Here is a 20,110-nt window from a genome sequence, read left to right as displayed (position 1 = left end):
GATCACACCCTGCTGATCCAGGGCCTCACCAAGAAGATTAACCAGTCGCCGCTCAAGAAAAGCTGGAACCGCCCCCGGATATTGACGAGGAGCAGGCGGCATCGATCCTCAAGCAGTGGATGTATGAGACGGAGGCAGCCCTATGAGGGATACGATCGCCGCGCGGTTGCCGAACCTTTCGGTCGCCGCCTTCGCCCAATTGCATGCCGAGGCGGCCTTCGAGGAGAAGCTTCTGGCGGAAAAGCAGCGGCTTCGCGAAGAGGCAGACATGACCAGCACCAAGTTCGAGGAGGAACTGGGCGAGCGCCTTGCATCCTCGATCGTCAAGGGCGTGCAGGATCTTGAAAACCGCGTGATCGATGTGGTCGCCCATCTGATCTCTCCCTTTCTCAAGGAAGCGGCGACCGCGCATGTGGTCGAGGCTTTTGCTGACAATCTGAAGGATCTGCTGGGTTCCCACAAGCGCACGAGCCTCGTCGTGCGCGGGCCGGAACGGCTGCTGCGGCGGCTTGAGGAATGCCTGGGCGATGAGGGCACGGGGATCCGTCTTGAGCCGGTCGACGGCATCGAGATCTACGTGTCGATCAACGACACGACGATCGAAACACAACTGGGCACCTGGCTGCGCCGGTTGGAAGACGCGCAAGAGGATAAAGCATGACGCAGAGCGCCCCCTCCGAGCTGGTGATCGTTCGCCGTCGCCCGCCGCTGTTTCAGGACCATCCCAAGGGCGGCGTGTGGAAGATCGCCTATGCCGACTTCATGACGGCGATGATGGCGTTCTTTCTAGTGATGTGGTTGATCAACGTCACCGACGAGAATGTCCGAAAGAGCGTCGCGCAGTATTTCAACCCGGTCAATCTGGCCGCCACGTCACCCAATCGCAAAGAGCTCAACGACCCGGACAAGAACGGGGGTGACGAACGAGGCAGGCCGCGACCGGCCGCAAGGCAATGCGGGGATGGAAAAGGATTTCGATCCGTCTGTCATGTATGCCACGCGGAATGAGTCCGCTCAGACCTCTGCGCAAGGCAACAAGCCCGCGGACACGAGAAGCCCGCCGGCCGATGGTCAGTATGTTCAGGCCTATTCGGAAGAGGCCCGTTTCTCGAACCCCTATGCGGTTCTGGACAAGCTTTCGGATTCCGTTCCCGCGACGGCGGCGGCCGGGATTTCGTCGGAAAAGGTCGGCTTTGGCGTAAAGGTGGACAAGGGCGGCCATGCCTATCGCGATCCGTTCGATCCACTCTATTGGCAATTCACGCCCCAGGGTGAGAAGGAAGACGAGGGCCGCGCGAAGATCCGCAAGGTGGTGGCGTCGGAGATGTCTGCAGATGCGAAAACCTCCGATGCGGTCGAGACGAAGGCGCAGCCCGGTGAGCCCCGGTGCAAACCCAATCCGGATCTGCTGTTGCAGTTGGCGGCGAAGGATGCCGCGGTTGCCGGAGAAGCCGGAGGTAGCGGGGCCGACACGATGACGCCCGGCGGCACCGCGCAAGGAACCGGAAACGTCGTGACGGCGAAAACCGCCGAGGCCTCGGGCAGAGTTGTCGGACAAGGAGTCGGGAAGGGCGCCGGAAACGGTTTGGTGGGCGCAAGCGACACTGATACCGGCACCAAGGTTGGCGCGGATGAGACCGCGCGGCGTCTGAAGTTGCAGCTTGCGGCGATTGCTGGTGGGCCATTGGGCAAGGTGGCGGCGCGTCTCACGGTGGAACAATCCGACGAAGGGCTGCTGATCAACCTGACCGACGACAAGAACTTCGGAATGTTCGCCATCGGCTCGGCCGAACCGCTTCCCCAGCTCGTCAAGCTGATGGAAGAGATCGGCAAGACGCTTTCCGCCTCCAGGGGCAAGGTCATCATTCGCGATCACACCGACGCGCGGCCCTTCCATTCGCGCACCTATGACAACTGGCGGCTTTCTACCGCGCGGGCCCATATCGCCTATTACATGCTGATGCGCGGCGGTTTCGATCCCAAGTGCGTGGAGCGGGTGGAAGGGTATGCCGATCATGACCTGAAGGTGCCGAGTGATCTCCCCTTGCGGCCTCAAACCGCCGCATCGAGATCCTGTTCAAGGGAGACAAGGCATGATCTCCGCATATCTCCCTTTTGCCCGAAGGATGCGCGTCCCGCTGGCGATGCTGATCGGCTTCTGGCTGGTGGTCGCACTTGGTTATTGCGCCGTCGTCACGGCAAAGGAAACGCCGGAACCCTTCGAGATGGTGCGCACGCTGCAATCGCTGCAGGGGCAGATGGCGTACGGCAACAGCTAGGCGCAGGCCGCGCAGCGCGTGTTGCTGAAATTGATGCAGGCCGTGTTCGAGAATGCCGCTCCTGAGGTTTGGCAGGATCTCCCCGCAATGCACGCGCCGCAGTCGCCTATCTGTTGAGCGGCGGTCATCCGGCGGTGATGCGCAAGCTCCTGAGCTACGATTCGAAACCGGCGGTGGATGAGCGCCTGATGCGCGGTTCGCTTGCCTATATCGAGGGGCGGGCGGAAGAGGCGCGCAATGCCTTCCAGGATTTCGATCCGCTGACGATGGAACACGGGCTCGGCGGTTAGGTCGCGCTGGTGCGTGCGGCGCTGCTCGTTCACGAGGATCCGGTCGAAGCCGTCAAGATGCTCGATATCGCGCGCCTTTTGATGCCGGGCACGCTGGTGGAAGCGGACGCGACCTCCAAGGGGGCGTCGAACGCGCAGAAAGGGGGCGACGGCGCTTTCACGGCGATTATACGGCTGTTATCGAACGGCGGGGCCGGAAAGGGAGCCGCGCAAACGGCTGGCGGTGAAACGGCGTCGAGCGAGGAAAGCAGTCAGATGCCGTCGACCTCCGTTCTCGCCCCGCTGTTGGGCACGAAGGGCGAGGGGGAAGACGGCAAGACCGCAACCTCGGAAGCCGGGGCAGATGCGGGCACGGATATTGGTGAAGACGGTGACGCCTCATCTCAGGATGGAGCGGAACCTTTGGCCAAGGGGCAGTGGGCGACCACGGCGACACAGGCCATGTCCACCGTCGTCGATCTCGCGACCAGGCTTTCCTTCGCCGTTCAGGGCAAGACGGCCACGGCCGGTGAGGCGGGCGCCTCGCGCGCCTCTTCTCAAGGACAGGGCCAGAATGACGCCAACGCTCAGGCTGGCGTTGACGGCGAGATGTCCTCGGATGGCGAACTGGATACGCTTTTCTCGCGGTTCTGCGTGAAGGCGGAAGCGGTGGATCTCAACGCGAAGTCGATGGAGACGTCGTCCGGATCGTCCTCACGCATTTCGGCGGAGTCGATCGACGTCGTGCGCCAGGAAACCCATTTCGCGCCCTCCATGCGCATTCCGCCGATCCAGCAGGTGGGCGAAGCCGTGACGAAGCCGCTCGGCATCATGCCGGGGACGCAGACGGGTGCGGCTGCCAATCTGCTCGAGAGCACGATGGCGGGCACGCAGACCTCAGGCCCGATGGTCAAGATCCTGGAGATCAAGCTTCAGCCGGAAGAACTCGGCACCGTACGCGTCACCATGCGGATGGTCGACGACATGTTGCAGGTCGATGTCCGCTCCGCCAATCAGCAGACGGTCGAGATGCTGCAGAAAGGCAAGCACATGCTCGACAGGATGCTGCAGGCCGCCGGATGCAAGGCCGATAACGTCACCATTCAGGCTATGGGCGACGATCGCTCGCCCTTCCAGGTCACGGCCGCGTCCAATGCGCAGAATGCCGGTCAGATGTCCTGGCAGAACGGCGGGCGTGGCGAAGGTCAGCCCGGCGGTGCGACTACCAACGGCAATGGCGACGGTGGATCGGGGGCAGGTGAGGGCGGCAGTGCCGGTCACGGCGATCACCTGACGGATAAGAGTGCGCATGGCACGGATGAGCCTTCGCGCGACCGTCGCTCTCTCTATCTCTAGTTTCCTGATCCCGATTGCGACTGGGGGGGGCCGCGATGAACATCTGCGAACGCGAGATGGTCGCCGCTTCCGCCGCTATGGCGTTCCCCTCGGCGTGCTCTATTCGGTCGGTCTGACGGAGACGGGCCGCAAGGATTCCCTTCAGCCCTATGCGCTCAATATCGAGGGCAAGGCGCGCTTTGCGACCTCGGCGCGCGAGGCGGAGGCGATGTTCCACAACGCCCGAAAAAGCGGCAAGACGCTGATCGATCTCGGCTGCATGCAGATCAACCACCATTACCACGGCAAGGAGTTTTCCTCCGTCGCGCAAATGCTGGAGCTGCATGCCATCGCGCGGGGGCTCATCGAGGCCTTTGCCGAAAGCGATCAGATCGGGGGCGGCGGGCCCGATCAGACGAGTCTGTTCACCTATTCTGGTGGTCCTGCGGTTCCCACCACATCGACGCTTGTCACCGATCTTGCCGGCGACATCGAGATCAAAACTGCGGTCGATCCCGATCAGGGCGGCGATATCGATCTGCTGCGCGACGGCGGCATGGCGGGCACGGACTACGATTACAACACGGATGATCTGGCGGCCTATTAGGACCGCCTGCAGGAATACCTCGACGGCTTCGATGAGGCGCGGGTGTTCGATGCGGGCGTGGAGCTGGATGCGACCGATACGCTGGCGGACTTCGCCTCCTCCTCGGTGAGTTGGCTGGAAGCAGCGCGCAAGTCGTCGGATGCGGATCTGGAGGTCCAAACCGTCATCGTTGAGCGCACGGCGGAATCCCTATCCAATGCAACCGGCGTGAATATCGATGAGGAAATGATGCTTCTTCTCGATATCGAGCGTGGCTACTCCGCCGCGGTCAAAATGATAGCGACGGTCGACGAAATGTTCGACGACCTGTTCTCAACCATAAGGTAGTAGTCGCGATGAAAACGACCTTTGTTTCTTCCTATTCCCTGTCGAATTCCTCGCGAAGCGTGTTGATGCAGCAGGCGAGCAATCTGGCAAAGCTGCAGACAGAGCTTTCGACGGGTCGCAAGGCGGATGTGGGGCTCGATCTGGGAAGCGGCACGGGCGAGGCGGTGATGCTTCGTTCCGAATACAATCGTCTCAACGCGATCATGGACACCAATGCCCTGGTCGCCTACCGTCTCGACGTCAGCCAGGCCGCGCTCGCCGATCTTGTGTCTACGGCGGAGGATTTCCTGTCCACGCTCGTCGGCGTCTCCGACAGTTCCGGCAGCGCGGCGGTCGCGCAGAGCGAAGACGAGGCCGGGCTCGATCTGCTGGTTTCGCGGCTCAACACCCAGTTGAACGGCAGCTACATCTTTGCCGGTCTCAACACCGACGTGAGCCCGATCGTCGAGTATTACGGGACGCCTGAGGGATCGAACCAGACGGCGGTCGACACGGCCTTCCTAAACTATTTCGGCTTTGCACAGAATGACGCGGCGGCTGCGAGCATCAGCGCCACGGAAATGGAAAACTTCCTCGATACCGATTTCGCGGCGTTGTTCGACGATCCGGCCTGGGGCACGGACTGGTCGAGCGCCTCGGACCAGAGCATCCGCAGCCGGATTTCCACCAGCGAACTGGCGGAGACTTCCGTCAGCGCCAATGAGGAGGCGTTCCGGCAGCTTGCCGAGGCCTTTACCATGGTCGCGGATCTGGGGACGGAGGGCCTCAGCGAGGGCGCCTACAGTGCGATCATCGAGAAGGAGATCTCACTTCTGGGCGAAGCGATCGCCGGGATTACCGACATCGTGGTGGATCTCGGAACTGCTCAGGAACGCGTCTCCAATGCCAGCGAACGGCTGGCCATCCAGACCGACATTCTGAACGAGCGCATCGTTGAACTGGAGAATGTCGACACCACCGAAACCGCGGTTCTTCTAGAAACTGCAGTTACCCAGATGGAAACGACCTACACGGTCACGGCTCGGCTCTCCGAACTCAGCCTGATCAACTACCTCTGAGTTTTCGAAGGGGCCGATCCCGGTTTTGCGACCGGGGGCGGCGCCCACAGGTAAAGATGCGTCTATGTACAACTTCTCGTATGCCGAAACGCTCGATGAATTCTGCGCGGATACGCGCGGAAACGAGAGGCAGGCAATGGGAATGATCGTCGAGCAGCTCACATCAGTGAAGGAAAAGGGTCGGCGATCGAAGGAGGCTATCGAAGCCTTGTACAACACCCGCCGTGTCTGGGCCTATTTCATCGACGACCTGGAAAGCGACAAGAACGAGCTGCCCGTATCGCTTCGCACCGATCTGATCTCGATCGGGCTCTGGGTGATGAAGGAGCTGGAGTCCATCCTCAACGAGCGCTCGGACAATTTCGACGAACTTATTCAAATCAACGCGACGATCCGGGACGGGCTGGCATGACGAAATCCATCAACCTCGTTTTGAAGACGGGCGAACGGCTGTTCGTCAACGGAGCCGTGTTGCGGTTCAACCGCAAGACCACGGTCGAACTGATGAGCGATGCGGTGTTCCTGCTGGAGGGGCATGTGATCCAGCCGCATGAGACCCATACGCCGCTGCGCCAGATCTACTTCGTGTTCCAGACCATGCTGATGGATCCCGCGACGGTGGAAACTGCCCGCGATCTGGCGAAATCGCTGATTTCGGCGGCTCAGAAGGCTTTCTCCAACCTGGAGAGCTTGGAAGGGTTCGATTAGGTGGGGCTGATGCTGGAAGCGGAACGCTATTTCGATACGATGAAGATCATTCGCGGTCTCTACGGGATCGAGGAGGTGATCATGGGAAAAAAGTCCGACGGCTCGGCCGTCCGCACGGCATAGAGGAGCAGCGAAAATGATCACCACATCCACGGATTATTCGACCACGACGACGACCTCGACGAGCACGTCGTCCTCGCTGGAAGATCTGACGCTGGATTACGATGCGTTCCTGACGCTGATGATCGAGCAGATGAAAAATCAGGATCCGACCGATCCGATGGATTCCACCGAGCAGCTCTCCCAGCTTGCGACGTTCTCGCAGACCGGCGACCTGATCGGCCGTACGGCGACCGCTGCGGACGGCACGACCGGCGTCATCGGTCTACAGCGACGGCACCGTGCTGGGCCTGGAAGACGGTTCGGGCATCCTGCTCGGCGCGGGGGTGGCGATTCTCCTGATGAACGAGGCAGATGCATTCGATCTCGTGCGCAGCGCGATCTGGACGATCATCGTCGGGGCCGCGCCCCGGCGATCGTACCGGCAATGGTCGTCGGCGTGACGATCGCGCTGATGCAGGCCCTGACCCAGGTGCAGGAGGTCACGCTGACCTTCATCCCGAAGATCGTCGCCATCCTGGTGATGATCGTGATCGCCGGTCCCTTCATCGGCGGCCAGATCTACGGCTTTACCGCGCTGGCCTACTCGCACATCGAAAGCGGGTTCTAGGCGGGGGATTGGCGGGGCGGAACAAGCGACCCATCCTTCGAGACGCCGTCTGATGACGGCTCCTCAGGATGACGTCGTGAGGGATGAAACGCGGAGCCGATCTCGGCGTTTGGTGCCGGGACATGCCGATGTCTGAGTATGTCGAGGCAAACCCCACACGCACTATTGTCATCCCCGCGCAGGCGGGGATCCAGCATTCCAGAGGCGTGCGTGGTTCTTGCTCGATAACCGGATTCTGGGGGGGTACTGGGTCCCCGCCTGCGCGGGGATGACAGTCAGGGGCAAAACGTGCCCGTTGCGCTCCGTCCATTGAGACGCTTCCGGACGCACGCCCTCTCCAGGCGGTCGCGCTCAATTCCCCAACACACACAACGTCATCCTGAGGAAGCGCAGCGCGCCGTATCGAAGGATGGCTGCATGTGCCTTAGCCCCCCTCGGCACCTCGCCCCCCCCACGCCACCTTCGCGCAAGCTTGAGCTGGCAATAGTCGTTTCAACGAAAAGCGCTCAAGAGGAGATGGCATGTCCGTGATAGGGGCCACCGTCCCCACCGAAATCATCAAGGAAAGCCGTCGAGATATCGGTTTTGCCATCGGTATCATCATCGTTCTGACGATCCTGTTCCTGCCGGTTCCCTCGTTCCTGATCGATGTGGGGCTTGCGCTGTTCATCGCGTTTTCCACGCTCATTCTGATGGTCGCGCTGTGGATCTAGAAGCCGCTCGATTTCTCCTCCTCTCCCACGATCCTGCTGCTCGTCACGATGCTGCGCTTGTCGCTCAACATCGCGACGACGCGCGTGATCCTGGCGCATGGCTTTGAGGGAACGACCGCGGCCGGGTACATCATCAACGGCTTTTCGAAATTCGTCATGAGCGGCGATTTCGTCATCGATCTGATCGTCTTTGTAATCCTGGTGATCGTAAACTTCCTCGTCATCACCAAGGGCGCAACGCGTATCGCGGAAGTGGGCGCGCGCTTCACCCTCGATGCGATCCCCGGCAAGCAGATGGCTATCGATGCCGATCTGAACGCGGGCCTCATCAACGAGAAGGAGGCGAAGCGCCGCCGGTATGAACTGGAAGAGGAAGGCTCTTTCTTCGGCGCCATGGACGGTGCCTCCAAGTTCGTGCGCGGCGATGCGATTGCCGGTCTGATCATCACCACCGTCAATATCCTTGGCGGCATCGTCATCGGCGTGACGCGTTACGACATGGATGTGTCCTAGGCCGCCGACGTCTTCACCAAGTTGTCGGTCGGCGACGGTCTGGTTTCGCAGATCCCGGCTTTGATCGTCTCTCTTGTGGCCGATCTTCTCGTTTCCAAGGGCGGAACGCGGGGCAGGGCGGAAAGCGCGGTTCTCGGTCAGCTCGGCCTTTACCCCCGCGCGCTGTTCGTGGCCTCCGTTTTGATGGGGATCCTGGCGATCGTGCCGGGGCTTCCGGTCATTCCCTTTGCGCTGCTCGGATCTCTGATGGCGTTTGTCGCCTATACGGTGCCCAAGCGCCTGGCGGAGAAGAAAACGCAGGAAGAGCAGGCGGCGAAGGCGGCGGAGATCAAGAAGAAGGCGGAAAGCCGGGATTCGGTGAAGGAGTTGCTGAAGTCGGTCGAGATCTAGCTGTGTCTCGGCAAGCAGGTCGCGGTGCAGCTTCTAGCCAATCACGGCGAACTCGCGAACCGCGTCGGGCGCATGCGACGGAAATTCGCCGAGCAGTTCGGCTTCGTCGTGCTCGATATCCGGGTGACCGACAGCATGACGCTCGAGCCCAAGAGCTACCAGATCAAGATCCACGGCACGGTGGTTGCCCAGAACAAGTTGCGGGTGGGCGAATTGCTGGTGATCACCGGCGAGAACGGCAAGCTGACTGTTCCGGGCGACGAGACCCGCGAACCGGCTTTCGGCATGAAGGCCTTCTGGGTGCCGTCGGCCTATGCGGAAGAGGCCAAGCGCAGCGGCCATACGCCGGCGGAAAACGACACCGTGATCCTCACGCATCTGAGCGAAGTGGTGCGCAACAACCTACCGTAGCTTCTCTCCTACAAGGAAATGCGCAAACTGCTCGACCGTCTCGATCCGGAATACAAGCGGCTGATCGAGGATATCTGCCCCTCCCACACCTCCTATTCCGGGCTTCAGGCGGTGCTCAAGCTGCTGCTGGCGGAGCGCGTCTCCATCCGCAACCTGCATCTGATCCTGGAAGCGGTGGCGGAGATCGTGCCCGATGTGCGCCGCTCCGAGCAGGTGGTGGAACATGTCCGCCTGCGCATCGCCCAGCAGATCTGCGGCGATCTGGCGGCCGGTGAACCGTTGAAGATCATGCGGCTCGGCAACCGCTGGGATCTGGCCTTCCACCAGAACCTGAAGCGCGACAACAAGGGCGAGGTCACCGAGTTCGACATTGATCCGCAGCTTGTCGAGCAGTTTGGCGCGGAACTGACCAAGGCCGTGCGCACGCAGATGGATGCGGGCAACAAGTTCGTCGTCGTGGCCGCATCCGAGGCGCGGCCCTATGTGCGGATGATCGTGGAACGGATGTTCCCGACCCTCCCGGTGCTCTCGCATCTGGAAATCGCGCGCGGCGTCGAAGTCACGTCGATTGGCAACGTGTCGTGAGCGAGCTCCTGGTCGCGGCAATCGGGCCGAAGACCGTCATGGCCACCTTCCTGCTCTTTTGCAGGATCGGGGCGTGCATGATGGACATCCCCGGTTTTTCCAGCAACCGCGTCGACATGCGCATCCGGCTTCTGATGGCGGTCGCCTCCACCTTCGCCATGGCGCCGATGCTGCTGCCGGTCATGCTCAAGGCGATGCCGGATATGAATCTGGTGACCACCGCGCGGCTGATCCTCGGCGAACTCTATATCGGCCTTTTGATCGGCCTGATGGCGCGCGCGTTCATCGCAGCGCTGGAGACGATCGGCACGCTGATGTCGATGGCGATGGGGATGAACAACGTTTCCGGCGTTCCCATGGCGAGCGACGAAGCTCTGACACCGCTTGCGACCCTTCTCACCGTCACGGCGACGGCGGTGATCTTCATCACCGATCAGCACCAGGAAGTGTTTCGGGGGCTGGCGCAATCCTACGTCCGGCTGCCGCCGAGCATCGCCATGCAGCCGAGCGAGGGGGCTGGAACAATTCACCAGGCAGCCTGCCTCCGCCTTCTGGCTGGCGCTGCGCATCGGGTCGCCTTTCATCGTCTATTCCATCGCGGTGAAATTCACGATTGGCATCACCAACCGTCTGACGCTCCAGATCCCGGTCTACTTCATCTCCATGCCACTGATCATCATCGGCGTGCTCTACTTCCTCTTCGTCGTCATCTCCGACTTCATGCGGATCTTTCTCGACGGCTATTTCAACTGGCTTCAATACGGGTAGTGCGCGATGTCCGACCGTCTTCGCCATATCAACCGCATTCTCAAGCTGCAGCGGCAATTGCACCAGCTTTCCGAGTGCACGCTCGTTTCCTTCGATTGGGAAAACAAGCAGCTCATGGACAGTCAGGAGCGCGTGTTTGTCTCGCTATCTGGCGGGGAGCTCGCGCTCCATGACCGTTTCATCCGAAACGCGTCGCGGCGCCTGAAAACCATTGCATCCGAACAGAGCAAGCTGATGGAAACGCGCCAACGCGTGGAAGCCGGCTTGCAGCGGCAGGAGCGAATGATGGAGGTGACGAAACGCCAGCTCGGCCGGGTGGAGAAGGACGAACGCGCGGTGGAGGAAAAGCGGCAACTCGCGCTGGTGATCGATTCCTCACTGACGCAGCGGGAAGCAAGCCTCGCGCAAGGGCCTGCCGCTAGTGTGAAGCGCAAGTAAACCTATCATCCGAAGATCTGATCGATGGCAATTTCTCCTCCCTCCGATCTGGTGCTGGACGTCGCGAAGGCGGTCAATCCGCACGAGCTGAAGGTCGCCTCGGCCAAGTTGCAGTCGATTGCAAACGACGCAAAGGCCATGCGCGCCGGGGCTGACGGGGTAGAGTCCGGCGATGCCTACGGGTCCTATGCGCGAGGCAGCGCAATCCGGAGTGGCGGGACGAGCATCGCGGCGCGGCGCACGAGCATGCACAGCCGCACAGCGGTGGCGGCGAGCGCGTTTACGCCCAATCAGAAATTCGAGGTCCTGATGCTCCAGCAATTCATTGAGGCGATGATGCCAGAGGATGCGGAGGAGGTCTTCGGCAAGGGAACGGCCGGTTCGATCTGGAAATCGATGATGGCCGAGCAGATCGGCAATCAAATTGCCGGGGCCGGGGGCGTCGGTGTCGCCGACATGATCACCAGCTCGTTGAAGGAGCGGATCGGCTAGTCGGGCCGGTCGAATTTGAACTCCGGGGGCTTCGGCATATTATAAAACGAGCGACGGATCTGCCTTGGGAGGCCCCGGACGCAGGCGACACGCTCCTGAAAAGGGTTTGGTCTCAATGGAGAACCTACCGGTGGAATCCTCTCCCTGTCAGCCGTCGTCTGTTGCCGACGTCTCTGCAAGCGGTCGCCAGGCGCTGATCGTGGCCATCGAGCGAGCCAATGCCGCGGTCGTTGCGGAGACGACAGCCTTGCGGAAACGCGCCGGGGTCGATCTCAGGGATTTCGAACGCCGCAAGAGCCAGGCGCTGCTGGATCTCACGCGCGCCGGCCGCAATCTGAGCGAAGGTTCGGGCGATGCCGTTCTGGCCGCGCAACTCGGAGTTCTCAGAAGCAGTCTTCACGACAACATGCAGCTCCTGTCGACGCATCTGCGGGCGGTGCAGGAAATCTCCGAGCTGATCTCGCGCTCGCTCATCGAGGCGGAATCCGACGGAACCTATTTGCGCCAGGTCGGTGGGGAACGGATCTAGCCATGCTCAGGGTGCTCACAATCGGGATCTGGATGGCCGCGGTGACCGCCGGCTCAAGCTACGGTGCGGTCTACTGGATGACGCACATGAACGGTATCGATCCGGCAGATATCGTGCTCGAGGGGCTGGACTACGAGAAGACCCGGCTGATCTATGAGGACTGCTCGCTCGATTTCAAGCACCTGGAACGCTATGACCTCGAGATCTTGAAGAAAGAGATCCGCGAACGGGTGAACAAGCGGATGAGAGGCCCGTTCATTCACGAGATCCTGATGGAGGAATTCGACTATTTCTCCAAGGAGGACGTCATCTCGAACTGAACCGAACCGGCCCGTACCCCGTGTGAGGGTGCCTGTTGTTTTGACAGATGCCCGGGCGAATTCCTCTGCGTGGTCGAAGCCGGATTAGCTTTCGACCCTACATTCGCCTCACCTGGACCGTCACCCCATCGGGGTGGCGGTTTTTTTATGGGAAGTCGCGAGTGGGGAAGGATGTCCGTGTGCGCGTCTTCTGGATCGTGCGGTGACACCGAGGATAGATCCCGGATTTGCGAAGCGTCAATGCGTGCAGCATCGCGTCCGGGATGAAGCTGGAGAGATTTGTGAAATAGCGGTAGGAAGACGGGAAGGGCGGAGGCCCTTAGACAAATGCCGTTTGGGGCGAGGCTTCGGGGAACCGTCGCCGGCGATTGTCCGGAGGCTCGACCTCCGCAGTAACCACTGCCGAGCCGTTCCAGAAGCGCCCTACTGCAGCACCCGGTTCTTGGCCTTGGGGGCGGGCAGGCGGGCGTCCTTGAGGGCGTTGACGAGCTGCTCGGTGTTGCTTGCCGGATCGACGGAAGGATCGGCGAATTCGATGTGATACATGTCGACGCCCGCGCGCAGGGCCGACAGCGACAGGCCGAAATAAACCTAGACGCCGTTGTGGCGGAATTCCAGGTCGAGATTGATCGTCGGCGTGGAGCCCCAGTTGAGATCCACATTCGCGGCCGAGCCGTAGCGCAGCGTGCCGGTCTTGAAATATAGCTCGACCGAAGATCGAACCAGATCGTTGATATTCCCGCGTTTGCTAGCAAGCACATAGAATATCATGTCCGTCACGTCTATCAGACCCAATTCGGCCGCTATATCCTGGATGGCGTGCGCCAGGATCTGTTCGCGTTTGCCGCTGCTATCGCCTGTACCGCGGGGCGTGGTACTCACTCCAACATGTTCCATTACACGACCATGTCATTGTCGCGCGAATACACATAATAGATCACCTCCGCCACTGCACGATAAAATTGGGGTGGGATCATGCGATCGACCTCAACGACTGGATAAAGGGCGCGCGCCAGTTCCTTGTTCTCGATAACCGGCACCTGATTGTCCTCGGCGATCTGGCGGATTTTCAGCGTGATCAGGTCCTGTCCCTTGGCAACGACGAAGGGAGCTGCGTCCTCGTCGCGGTCATAGCGAAGCGCGACGGCGAAATGGGGCGGGTTGGCGACGACCAGCGTCGCCTTCGGAATCGCCGACATCATGCGGTTACGGGTTCGGTCGCGCGCCAGTGAGCGCATGCGCGCCTTGACCAGCGGATCGCCCTCCATCTGCTTGTGCTCGTCCTTGATGTCGCGACGGCTCATGCGCAGCTTGCGCCGCCAGTTCGTGCGGGCCCACACGAGATCTGCCGCAACCAGCACGATCATCGCGATCGCCACCCCCGACAGAAGCCGCGTGGCCGGACGGAGGATCGTTTCCGGGAGGTCACTGGGGTCGGTGAACATGGCATTTACCAGAACATTTTGGTCCGATCGCAGCAGCACCAGGGCGACGACGGCGATCGTTGTGAATTTGAAAATGGCCTTGAGAAATTCCACCAAACCTTCAAGGCCGAAGATCGGTTTCCACCCCTTCGTGAGCGAAATACGGAAGAGGTCGGGCTTGATCCGTTCGCCGACCACGCGTGGTACGTTCCGGAACCACGCGGCCGCGAGCCCGCCCATCATGAGGATGACAACGATGGAAATGAGAAAGCGTCCCACTTTCAGCCCGACAACGCGGGTAAGCATGATTGCATCGGCGCCGTTTCCAAGGCGTATTCCTTCCGCATCTTCGATGAACCGGGCCAGGCTCTGACTAAGGCGCTGTGCGCCCGAGACGGTCGCAAAGCTTCCGATCAGCAGGATCACCAGAAAGGAGATCAGGATCGACGCTTCCTTCGATGTGGGCACGTTACCCTTCTCGATGGCGTCGCTGATCTTCTTTTCTGTCGGCTCCTCTGTCTTTGACTCCTCGTCTTGCGAGTCCGCCATTATCATTCGTGCCTGACATGTTCACGGTCATGGTGCGTCGGCACCGGCCACATGCTCCGGTGCCGGGGACCGTCGCGACCTGATCGCAAACGGCCGGATGGACGGAGACCCCGTTCCCCACCACCGGTCTCGTGGCGGAGGGAAGGGGGCATTAACTGTAGTAGGTGCTTTCGTCCTGCTTGGGATTGAGCTCGATCTCGCCGCGCCCGGCCATTTCCAGCGCCAGGTCGGTGATGGTGCGGTGCGCCTCCAGGACGTCGCGCTGGGTGGCCGGCTCGCCGGAATTCAGTTCGAACTCCACGATGCGGCGCGTGCGCGAGGTCAGCGACGACAGGATTGCCTTGCGGAACTGCGGCGAGGTCCCCTTCAGCGCCATCACGATGCTGTCGGTGGGGATCTGATCGAAGATCGCCATCTGCGTGCGCGCATTCAGGTTGATGATGTCGTCGAAGGTGAAGAGCAGACCCTTCAGGAGTTCCGTCGACTTCGGCTGTTCCTCGTTGAGGTTCTCCAGCGCGTCCTCCATGTGGTCGCGCTCCATCTTGTTGAGGATGTCGGCCATGCGGGCGAAGCTGTCGGCTTCCATCGAGCCCGACAGGTTGAGCATGAAATCCTCGTGCAGCGTCTTTTCCATATCGCGCATGATTTCCTGCACGATCGGCTTGATGGACAGCATGCGGCGCATGAGCTGGTTGCGCAGCGGTTCGGGCATTTGGCTCAGGACCTTGGCGGCGGCCGCCGGACGGATCTTTGACAGGGTCAGCGCCGAGGTCTGCGGGTGCTCCTTGGTCAGATAGTTGGTGAGCACCGTTTCCGACATGGTCGTGATCCGGTCCCAGATCGAGCGGTTGGAGTTGTCCAGCACGTCCGACATGATTTCGGAGACGGCATCTTCGGGCAAAACGCCGTCGAGCATCTTTTCCACTTCACCGACGGTGCCGAAGAGGTTGGCGCCATTGGCGAACTGCCTCAGGAACTCGTCCGCGATCTCGTCCAGTTCGACGGAACTCACCGCGCCGAGCTGGGTGGCGTTGAGGGTGATGAGACGAATTTCCTCCTGGTCGAAATGCTTCAGCAGGCGGCCCGCATTGGCCTTTCCCATCGCCAGCAGCAGCGCTGCCACCTTCTGGATACCGCGCAACGGCTTTGCCCTGCGCTGGTGCTCAACGCTCACATTGGCATTGATCTTCGTTCATCCACTGTCGCTGGGGTCCCGCCGGTCGGTGTGATCCGGCTCGCCGCTGTCGCTCACGCCTCCAGAGCGCCGCCCTGGTTTGCGATGATTTCGGTCAAGGAGACGCCGAAGCGCGAGTTGTTATCTTCCACGACCACCACTTCGCCCCGCGTCACCACGCGGCCGTTGACGACGATGTCGACCGGTTCGCCGACCCGGTGGTTGAGCGGAATGACCGAGCCGAGCCGCGACCGAGCTTCAGGAGGTTCGCCACGAGCATGGATGCGGAGCCGAGCACGACCTGCACATCGACCGGAATGCCGAGGATGGTGTCGAGATTGCGCTTTTCCTCGTCGTCGGCTTCTTCGCCGTGGAAGGTCGACTTGGAGACGCGCGGGGCATCCTCGGCGCCGAAATCGTGCATGTTGGCCGCGATGGTGATTTCTTCGGCGCTGTCGAAATCGTTGATGTCGTTCATTTGAAGGTATCCTTGTCGCCTACGGAAACGGACCGGAAGGAATTCGCGTAGGTGTTGTCGTCGATGCGCTGGACGCGCATGTCGGTGGAATTCAGCCCCGCGAAGGCTGCGGCTGCGGGATCAACCGCCAGGCGATTGCCCTGGCCGGAATAGAGCCGGGTCTTGTCGCGCTTTGTCGGATGTTAGCCGGCCGCGTCGCCCGAGGCCTTCAGCGTGCCGTGAGATCCCGCGCCCGTGTGGGACCTGGAACGCGGCGTCTCTGGCGTTTCGCGGGAGCGTTCGCGCTCTGAATGAAGGGCGCGGATCTCGCTGCGCAGGGCGGCCTGATGCTTGCGGGCCTCGCGCATCAGCGCGTCGATATCGGTGATCAGGCCGCGGGCGTCGTCCATGCGCTCGCCGAGCGCGTTGAGGACCTGGGCGCCGCGCACGTTGATCTCCTGAATGGAGACCTCGATGCCGTCGAGCGCCAGCGTGATCTGATCGAAGATGCGCTGATAGTCCGCGTGATATCCACTGAGCCGCTTCAGCTCGCGATATATGGTGACCATTTTGACGCTGGTGATGACAAGCACGACCATCAACGCCGTATCAACGAGATAAAAGATCATCGAGCAGATTCTCGTTCTGATAGATCAGGTCCTCGACCTGGAGCGTGTACGCGCCGTCGAGGCGCTCGAGCCGGCATGTGAAGATCGGCTGCTTGTTGCATTCCAGCTTGACCGGGCTGCGCGGGGTCGCCTGCAGCTCGATGAGCTGGCCGACTTCCATGTTGACGATGTCGCCGAGCGTGACATGCTGTTCCTCCAGGATCGCCTGGAGCTTGACCTTGGTGTGCTGGATCTCACTCTGGAAGTGGTGCGTCTATTCCTTGTCGCGGTTGGTCATTTCGCCGAAAATGACCTGCGACAGGCGCTGGCGCAGTGGATTGAGGGTGGTGTGCGGCAGGATGACGAAAACTTTGCCGCCGCGCCCGATCGCCTGGACAAGAAGCCGGGCCACCACGGCCGGATTGTTGCGTCGGCCGAGAATGGCGAAGTCCATCCGGCTTTCGATGCGCTCCAGTTTGATTTTGGTTTCTGCGATCGGCTTAAAGGAATCCTGAAGGGCCTTGGAGGCCTCCTCGAAGATCGTGTGGGCGATCCGCGGGTCTCGATATTGGAGAAGTTGCGCTCTTCGTCGATCGGCGGCTCGGTGCCGTCGGCACCGAACAGGACGTCGGCCAGCGTGAAGATGAAATCGCGGTCGAAGCCGATCAGGATGCGGCTGTCCCACTCAGGTGAGTAGTAGACCGCAACCAGGGCGTTGATCTCGTATTCATCGAGCACGTCTCCGATGCGCTCGTTGTCGATGTAGCTCACCGAGATGTAGGACGGCGAGGTCGATTTCTGGCGCATGGCGTCGGCAAAGATGCGGACCATGCGGTCGAAGACCACGGGCAGCATCGGAAGCCGGTCCACGGAGATGCCGGCGGCGTCGAGCAGGCGATCGGTGATCTGCGAGCGCTCGGCCGCGGTGGCGGTTGCTGTCTCCATCATGGCGTCAGGCCGCTCCCTTCTGGTTCAGTTCCTGAACGTTGTCCGCCGTCGTCATGACGGCGTGGGTAATGGTTTCGTTCTCCACCTCGTCGATGGACGGGCGGTCGTTGGCATTGATGGTCTTGCGTCCGTGCTCGATCGCGATCTGCGGTGCAGCCCCGTTGAGGAAGGCCAGCAGCGACTGCTTGACGATGACGTAGGGACGCAGGCGGCGTTCGCGCACGCCCTTGATGTTGTTGGCAAGCGGCGTCACCAATCCGTAGGACAGGAAGGTGCCGACGAGCGCCGCGCCGATGAGACCGCCGAGGATCTGCGGCGACTGGTCGATCGCGCCCATCGCTTTGATCACGCCGAGCACGGCGGCGACGATGCCGATGGCAGGCAGCGCTTCGGCGAGAACCGTCATCGCGTGATAGGGCTTCATCTTGTCCCGCGCGATGGTCTCCAGTTCTTCGTCCATGAGCGCCTCGATTTCATGCGGGCGCGCATTGCCGACGATGATCAGTCGGAAGTAGTCGCACACGAAGGTGCGCAGCGGCTTGTGTTTCTGGAGCGAGGGGAACTTGCGGAAGATCTCGGAATTGTCCGGATCTTCGATATGGGGCTCCACCTCGTTGCGGCCCTTGGCGCGCAGTTCGCGCATCAGGGCGTAGAGCACGCCGACCACGTCGAGATAGTCGCGCTTGCGCGGCACCGAATGGACGAGCGCCTCTCCGATGGAACGGGCGGTGTCCGCGATAACCTTAAGCGGGTTGGCGACGATATAGGCCCCGAAGGCCACGCCCACGATGATCAGGAATTCAAAGGGTTGCCGCAGGACAAGCATCTTGCCGCCCAGTGCTGCAAAGCCACCGATCAGCGACGCTCCGGCGATGATCAGGCCGATGATGATAGTCAATTGCCGCCTCCTGCATGAGCTGGCTCGTTTGTCTGGACAGGAGACTAGGAGGCGAGGCTTGCTTGAAGCTGTCGGGGCGAAAGACCGGACAGAGGGCACGCGAAATGCGCGCGGCGATCACGGCGCGCGCGCGTATATGTTCGAAGCAATCGTGACGGTGCGACGTCCGGGCGTGCCATGCCGCCGGGCGGGTCAGCCTGAGGCAAGCCACAGCTCTCATCATCTGGCCATAGCTTGACCGAGAAGATGAGAGCGCCGGAATGATAAGTACTTTGCTTCAGTATCAGATCGTGACCAACAACCTGGATCGGTCGTTGACGACGGTTGCGTCCGATCCGACCTTGGAACGTGAAAGCGCCTACTATCTCGAAAACATGGAGAACGTGACGTCCATCGACGAGTTCCTGGAAGACGATCGCCTGTTCGACTACGCGATGAAGGCGTTTGGTCTGGAAGACATGGATTACGCCAAGACGTTCATGCGCAAGGTGCTGGAGGAGGGGATCGACGACGACGATTCCTTCGCCAAACAGTTCACCGACGGCAAGTACGCGGCTTTCGCGGAAACGTTCAATTTCGCCCGCTACGGCGAGGTCACCACGACATTCGAGGCCACGCGCCAGGATGTGGTGGACGCCTACCTGCGTCAGACGCTGGAGGAGAAAGAGGGCAGCTCGAACGAAGGCGTTCGTCTCGCACTCTATTTCTCGCGCCAGGTCTCCGATATCGAAAGCGCCTACGACATTCTGGCCGATCAGGCCTTGGCCGAAGTCGTCTATACCGCGCTCGGCCTTCCCGATGAATTCGCCTCCGCCGATATCGACAAGCAGGCGGAATATATCGAGGAACGGATTAATATCGAGGACTTCCAGGATCCCGAAGCGCTGCAGACGTTTCTGGAGCGCTTCAGCGCGATGTACGATCTGCAAAACGAGACGGCGACGGCCACCTCCCCCGCGCTTCAGGTCATCACCTCGGCCAATACGACCATCACGATGGACGAAGATCTGCGGGCCAGTATCCAGAACCTCAAACTCGGGGGCGTTTGAGCGATGGAGTCTTCGCTTTACGTTGCCCTGTCCAGTCAGGTTGCCATTTCGCGTTGGCTTGAAACCATGGCGCGCAATGTCTCCAACATGAACACGGCGGGGTACCGGGCCAATGAGGTCAAGTTCTCCGAAGTCATGTCGAAGGCAGGGCCAGATCCTGTGTCGTTCACCAATGGCGGCGAGGTCTATATCTCGCGCCAGCACGGCGACCTGACCAAGACCGACAACCCGCTCGATGTCGCGGTGGACGGGGATGGCTGGCTGACCATCCACACGCAGGCCGGTGTCGCCTATACGCGAGACGGTCGGATGTCGATGGGCACCGATGGCATGCTGCGCACGGTGAACGACTATCCCGTTCTCGACAGCGGCAGTCTGCCAATCATTCTCGATCCGGAAGGCGGAACGACGACGATTGCTGCCGATGGTTCGGTTTTCCAGGGCGAGGAACGCGCTGGCACAATCGGCCTGTTCGAGATCCCGGCCGATGCCAAGCTCTCCCGGTTGGACAATTCGGCCGTTGTTCCCGAC

Annotated in this window: 27 protein-coding genes and 6 pseudogenes; 23 read left to right on the top strand and 10 right to left on the bottom strand. The window is 61.1% G+C overall.

Annotation, left to right across the window (positions count from 1 at the left end; genetic code table 11):
* Positions 1-142: 142 nt before the first annotated feature.
* From QNJ43_RS00155 to QNJ43_RS00055, 21 genes and pseudogenes are all read left to right on the top strand, one after another.
* The gene (locus QNJ43_RS00155) at positions 143-661 is read left to right on the top strand and encodes a hypothetical protein (RefSeq protein WP_300466406.1); all 519 of its coding nucleotides are present in this window, start codon (positions 143-145) and stop codon (positions 659-661) included.
* The gene (locus tag QNJ43_RS00150) at positions 658-1,008 is read left to right on the top strand and encodes a flagellar motor protein MotB (RefSeq protein WP_300466404.1); all 351 of its coding nucleotides are present in this window, start codon (positions 658-660) and stop codon (positions 1,006-1,008) included. The genes QNJ43_RS00155 and QNJ43_RS00150 overlap by 4 nt, the downstream gene beginning before the upstream one ends.
* Entirely contained in the window at positions 989-2,344 is a 1,356-nt protein-coding gene (locus QNJ43_RS00145) for a hypothetical protein (RefSeq protein ID WP_300466402.1), read from the top strand. Before QNJ43_RS00150 ends, QNJ43_RS00145 begins: the two co-directional genes overlap by 20 nt.
* A gap of 3 nt (positions 2,345-2,347) precedes the next feature.
* On the top strand, positions 2,348-2,569 hold the full coding sequence (locus tag QNJ43_RS00140; protein ID WP_300466400.1) for a hypothetical protein: 222 nt from the start codon (positions 2,348-2,350) through the stop codon (positions 2,567-2,569).
* Between the two features lie 9 nt (positions 2,570-2,578).
* The gene (locus QNJ43_RS00135) at positions 2,579-3,904 is read left to right on the top strand and encodes a flagellar hook-length control protein FliK (protein ID WP_300466398.1); all 1,326 of its coding nucleotides are present in this window, start codon (positions 2,579-2,581) and stop codon (positions 3,902-3,904) included.
* Entirely contained in the window at positions 3,867-4,490 is a 624-nt protein-coding gene (locus QNJ43_RS00130) for a hypothetical protein (protein WP_300466396.1), read from the top strand. Before QNJ43_RS00135 ends, QNJ43_RS00130 begins: the two co-directional genes overlap by 38 nt.
* A gap of 42 nt (positions 4,491-4,532) precedes the next feature.
* The gene (locus QNJ43_RS00125; RefSeq protein WP_300466394.1) at positions 4,533-4,817 is read left to right on the top strand and encodes a flagellar basal body rod C-terminal domain-containing protein; all 285 of its coding nucleotides are present in this window, start codon (positions 4,533-4,535) and stop codon (positions 4,815-4,817) included.
* Positions 4,818-4,825: 8 nt separating this feature from the next.
* The gene (locus tag QNJ43_RS00120) at positions 4,826-5,875 is read left to right on the top strand and encodes a flagellar hook-associated family protein (protein WP_300466392.1); all 1,050 of its coding nucleotides are present in this window, start codon (positions 4,826-4,828) and stop codon (positions 5,873-5,875) included.
* 64 nt (positions 5,876-5,939) lie between these two features.
* Positions 5,940-6,287: a flagellar biosynthesis regulator FlaF gene (flaF, locus tag QNJ43_RS00115; RefSeq protein WP_300466390.1), complete on the top strand. Its 348-nt coding sequence runs from the start codon at positions 5,940-5,942 to the stop codon at positions 6,285-6,287.
* A complete protein-coding gene (locus tag QNJ43_RS00110) occupies positions 6,284-6,583 on the top strand; it encodes a flagellar biosynthesis repressor FlbT (protein WP_300466388.1) in 300 nt (99 codons plus the stop codon). Before flaF ends, QNJ43_RS00110 begins: the two co-directional genes overlap by 4 nt.
* Entirely contained in the window at positions 6,584-6,706 is a 123-nt protein-coding gene (locus tag QNJ43_RS00105; RefSeq protein WP_300466386.1) for a hypothetical protein, read from the top strand.
* Positions 6,707-6,719: 13 nt separating this feature from the next.
* A pseudogene (locus QNJ43_RS00100) lies at positions 6,720-6,848 on the top strand (flagellar hook capping FlgD N-terminal domain-containing protein); the annotation flags it as partial.
* A gap of 196 nt (positions 6,849-7,044) precedes the next feature.
* Positions 7,045-7,313: pseudogene (fliQ, locus tag QNJ43_RS00095) on the top strand (flagellar biosynthesis protein FliQ).
* A gap of 521 nt (positions 7,314-7,834) precedes the next feature.
* Positions 7,835-8,026 carry a hypothetical protein gene (locus tag QNJ43_RS00090; RefSeq protein WP_300466384.1) on the top strand — a complete coding sequence of 64 codons (192 nt, stop codon included), beginning with the start codon at positions 7,835-7,837 and terminating at the stop codon, positions 8,024-8,026.
* A 30-nt stretch (positions 8,027-8,056) separates the two neighbouring features.
* A pseudogene (gene flhA / locus QNJ43_RS00085) lies at positions 8,057-9,925 on the top strand (flagellar biosynthesis protein FlhA).
* 38 nt (positions 9,926-9,963) lie between these two features.
* Positions 9,964-10,368: pseudogene (locus QNJ43_RS00080) on the top strand (flagellar biosynthetic protein FliR); the annotation flags it as partial.
* A complete protein-coding gene (locus QNJ43_RS26480) occupies positions 10,358-10,693 on the top strand; it encodes a flagellar biosynthetic protein FliR (protein WP_346432825.1) in 336 nt (111 codons plus the stop codon). The pseudogene QNJ43_RS00080 and the gene QNJ43_RS26480, both read left to right, overlap by 11 nt.
* Positions 10,694-10,699: 6 nt before the next feature.
* Entirely contained in the window at positions 10,700-11,131 is a 432-nt protein-coding gene (locus QNJ43_RS00070; RefSeq protein WP_300467302.1) for a flagellar biosynthesis protein R, read from the top strand.
* Between the two features lie 24 nt (positions 11,132-11,155).
* Positions 11,156-11,623 (top strand): rod-binding protein, encoded by a 468-nt coding sequence (locus QNJ43_RS00065; RefSeq protein WP_300466382.1) that lies wholly within the window; start codon positions 11,156-11,158, stop codon positions 11,621-11,623.
* Between the two features lie 130 nt (positions 11,624-11,753).
* A complete protein-coding gene (locus tag QNJ43_RS00060; RefSeq protein ID WP_300466380.1) occupies positions 11,754-12,152 on the top strand; it encodes a flagellar protein FlgN in 399 nt (132 codons plus the stop codon).
* Positions 12,153-12,154: 2 nt separating this feature from the next.
* Positions 12,155-12,472 (top strand): hypothetical protein, encoded by a 318-nt coding sequence (locus QNJ43_RS00055; protein ID WP_300466378.1) that lies wholly within the window; start codon positions 12,155-12,157, stop codon positions 12,470-12,472.
* A gap of 423 nt (positions 12,473-12,895) precedes the next feature.
* On the opposite strand, the gene QNJ43_RS00050 is transcribed toward QNJ43_RS00055, so the two are convergent.
* The 10 genes and pseudogenes from QNJ43_RS00050 to motA all read right to left on the bottom strand — a co-directional run bounded on the left by QNJ43_RS00050 (position 12,896) and on the right by motA (position 18,530).
* Entirely contained in the window at positions 12,896-13,018 is a 123-nt protein-coding gene (locus QNJ43_RS00050) for a hypothetical protein (protein WP_300466376.1), read from the bottom strand.
* Positions 13,019-13,063: 45 nt separating this feature from the next.
* Complete coding sequence (locus QNJ43_RS00045; protein WP_300466374.1) at positions 13,064-13,354, bottom strand: hypothetical protein; 291 nt, start codon at positions 13,352-13,354, stop codon at positions 13,064-13,066.
* Positions 13,355-13,368: 14 nt separating this feature from the next.
* Positions 13,369-14,445 (bottom strand): flagellar biosynthesis protein FlhB, encoded by a 1,077-nt coding sequence (flhB, locus tag QNJ43_RS00040; protein ID WP_300466372.1) that lies wholly within the window; start codon positions 14,443-14,445, stop codon positions 13,369-13,371.
* A gap of 151 nt (positions 14,446-14,596) precedes the next feature.
* Positions 14,597-15,619 (bottom strand): flagellar motor switch protein FliG, encoded by a 1,023-nt coding sequence (locus tag QNJ43_RS00035; RefSeq protein WP_300466370.1) that lies wholly within the window; start codon positions 15,617-15,619, stop codon positions 14,597-14,599.
* Positions 15,620-15,693: 74 nt separating this feature from the next.
* Positions 15,694-15,962, bottom strand: a pseudogene (gene fliN / locus QNJ43_RS00030) (flagellar motor switch protein FliN); the annotation flags it as partial.
* A gap of 317 nt (positions 15,963-16,279) precedes the next feature.
* On the bottom strand, positions 16,280-16,705 hold the full coding sequence (locus tag QNJ43_RS00025; RefSeq protein WP_300466368.1) for a hypothetical protein: 426 nt from the start codon (positions 16,703-16,705) through the stop codon (positions 16,280-16,282).
* A complete protein-coding gene (locus tag QNJ43_RS26475; protein WP_346432824.1) occupies positions 16,686-16,904 on the bottom strand; it encodes a FliM/FliN family flagellar motor C-terminal domain-containing protein in 219 nt (72 codons plus the stop codon). Before QNJ43_RS26475 ends, QNJ43_RS00025 begins: the two co-directional genes overlap by 20 nt.
* A gap of 54 nt (positions 16,905-16,958) precedes the next feature.
* Positions 16,959-17,369 carry a hypothetical protein gene (locus QNJ43_RS26470; RefSeq protein WP_346432823.1) on the bottom strand — a complete coding sequence of 137 codons (411 nt, stop codon included), beginning with the start codon at positions 17,367-17,369 and terminating at the stop codon, positions 16,959-16,961.
* A pseudogene (locus tag QNJ43_RS26465) lies at positions 17,306-17,515 on the bottom strand (flagellar motor switch protein FliM); the annotation flags it as partial. The gene QNJ43_RS26470 and the pseudogene QNJ43_RS26465, both read right to left, overlap by 64 nt.
* Before the next feature lie 121 nt (positions 17,516-17,636).
* Complete coding sequence (gene motA, locus QNJ43_RS00015) at positions 17,637-18,530, bottom strand: flagellar motor stator protein MotA (protein WP_300466366.1); 894 nt, start codon at positions 18,528-18,530, stop codon at positions 17,637-17,639.
* A 290-nt stretch (positions 18,531-18,820) separates the two neighbouring features.
* Here motA and QNJ43_RS00010 point away from each other — a divergent pair, with 290 nt between their 5' ends.
* Positions 18,821-19,579: a DUF1217 domain-containing protein gene (locus tag QNJ43_RS00010; protein WP_300466364.1), complete on the top strand. Its 759-nt coding sequence runs from the start codon at positions 18,821-18,823 to the stop codon at positions 19,577-19,579.
* Between the two features lie 3 nt (positions 19,580-19,582).
* Positions 19,583-20,110, top strand: a 528-nt coding sequence (locus tag QNJ43_RS00005; RefSeq protein ID WP_300466362.1) for a flagellar hook-basal body complex protein, incomplete at its 3' end; no start/stop codon positions are given.

The organism is Breoghania sp. (genome assembly GCF_030066895.1).
Classification (GTDB): Bacteria; Pseudomonadota; Alphaproteobacteria; order Rhizobiales; family Stappiaceae; genus Breoghania.
This window is presented reverse-complemented; position numbering and strand designations above follow the sequence as displayed.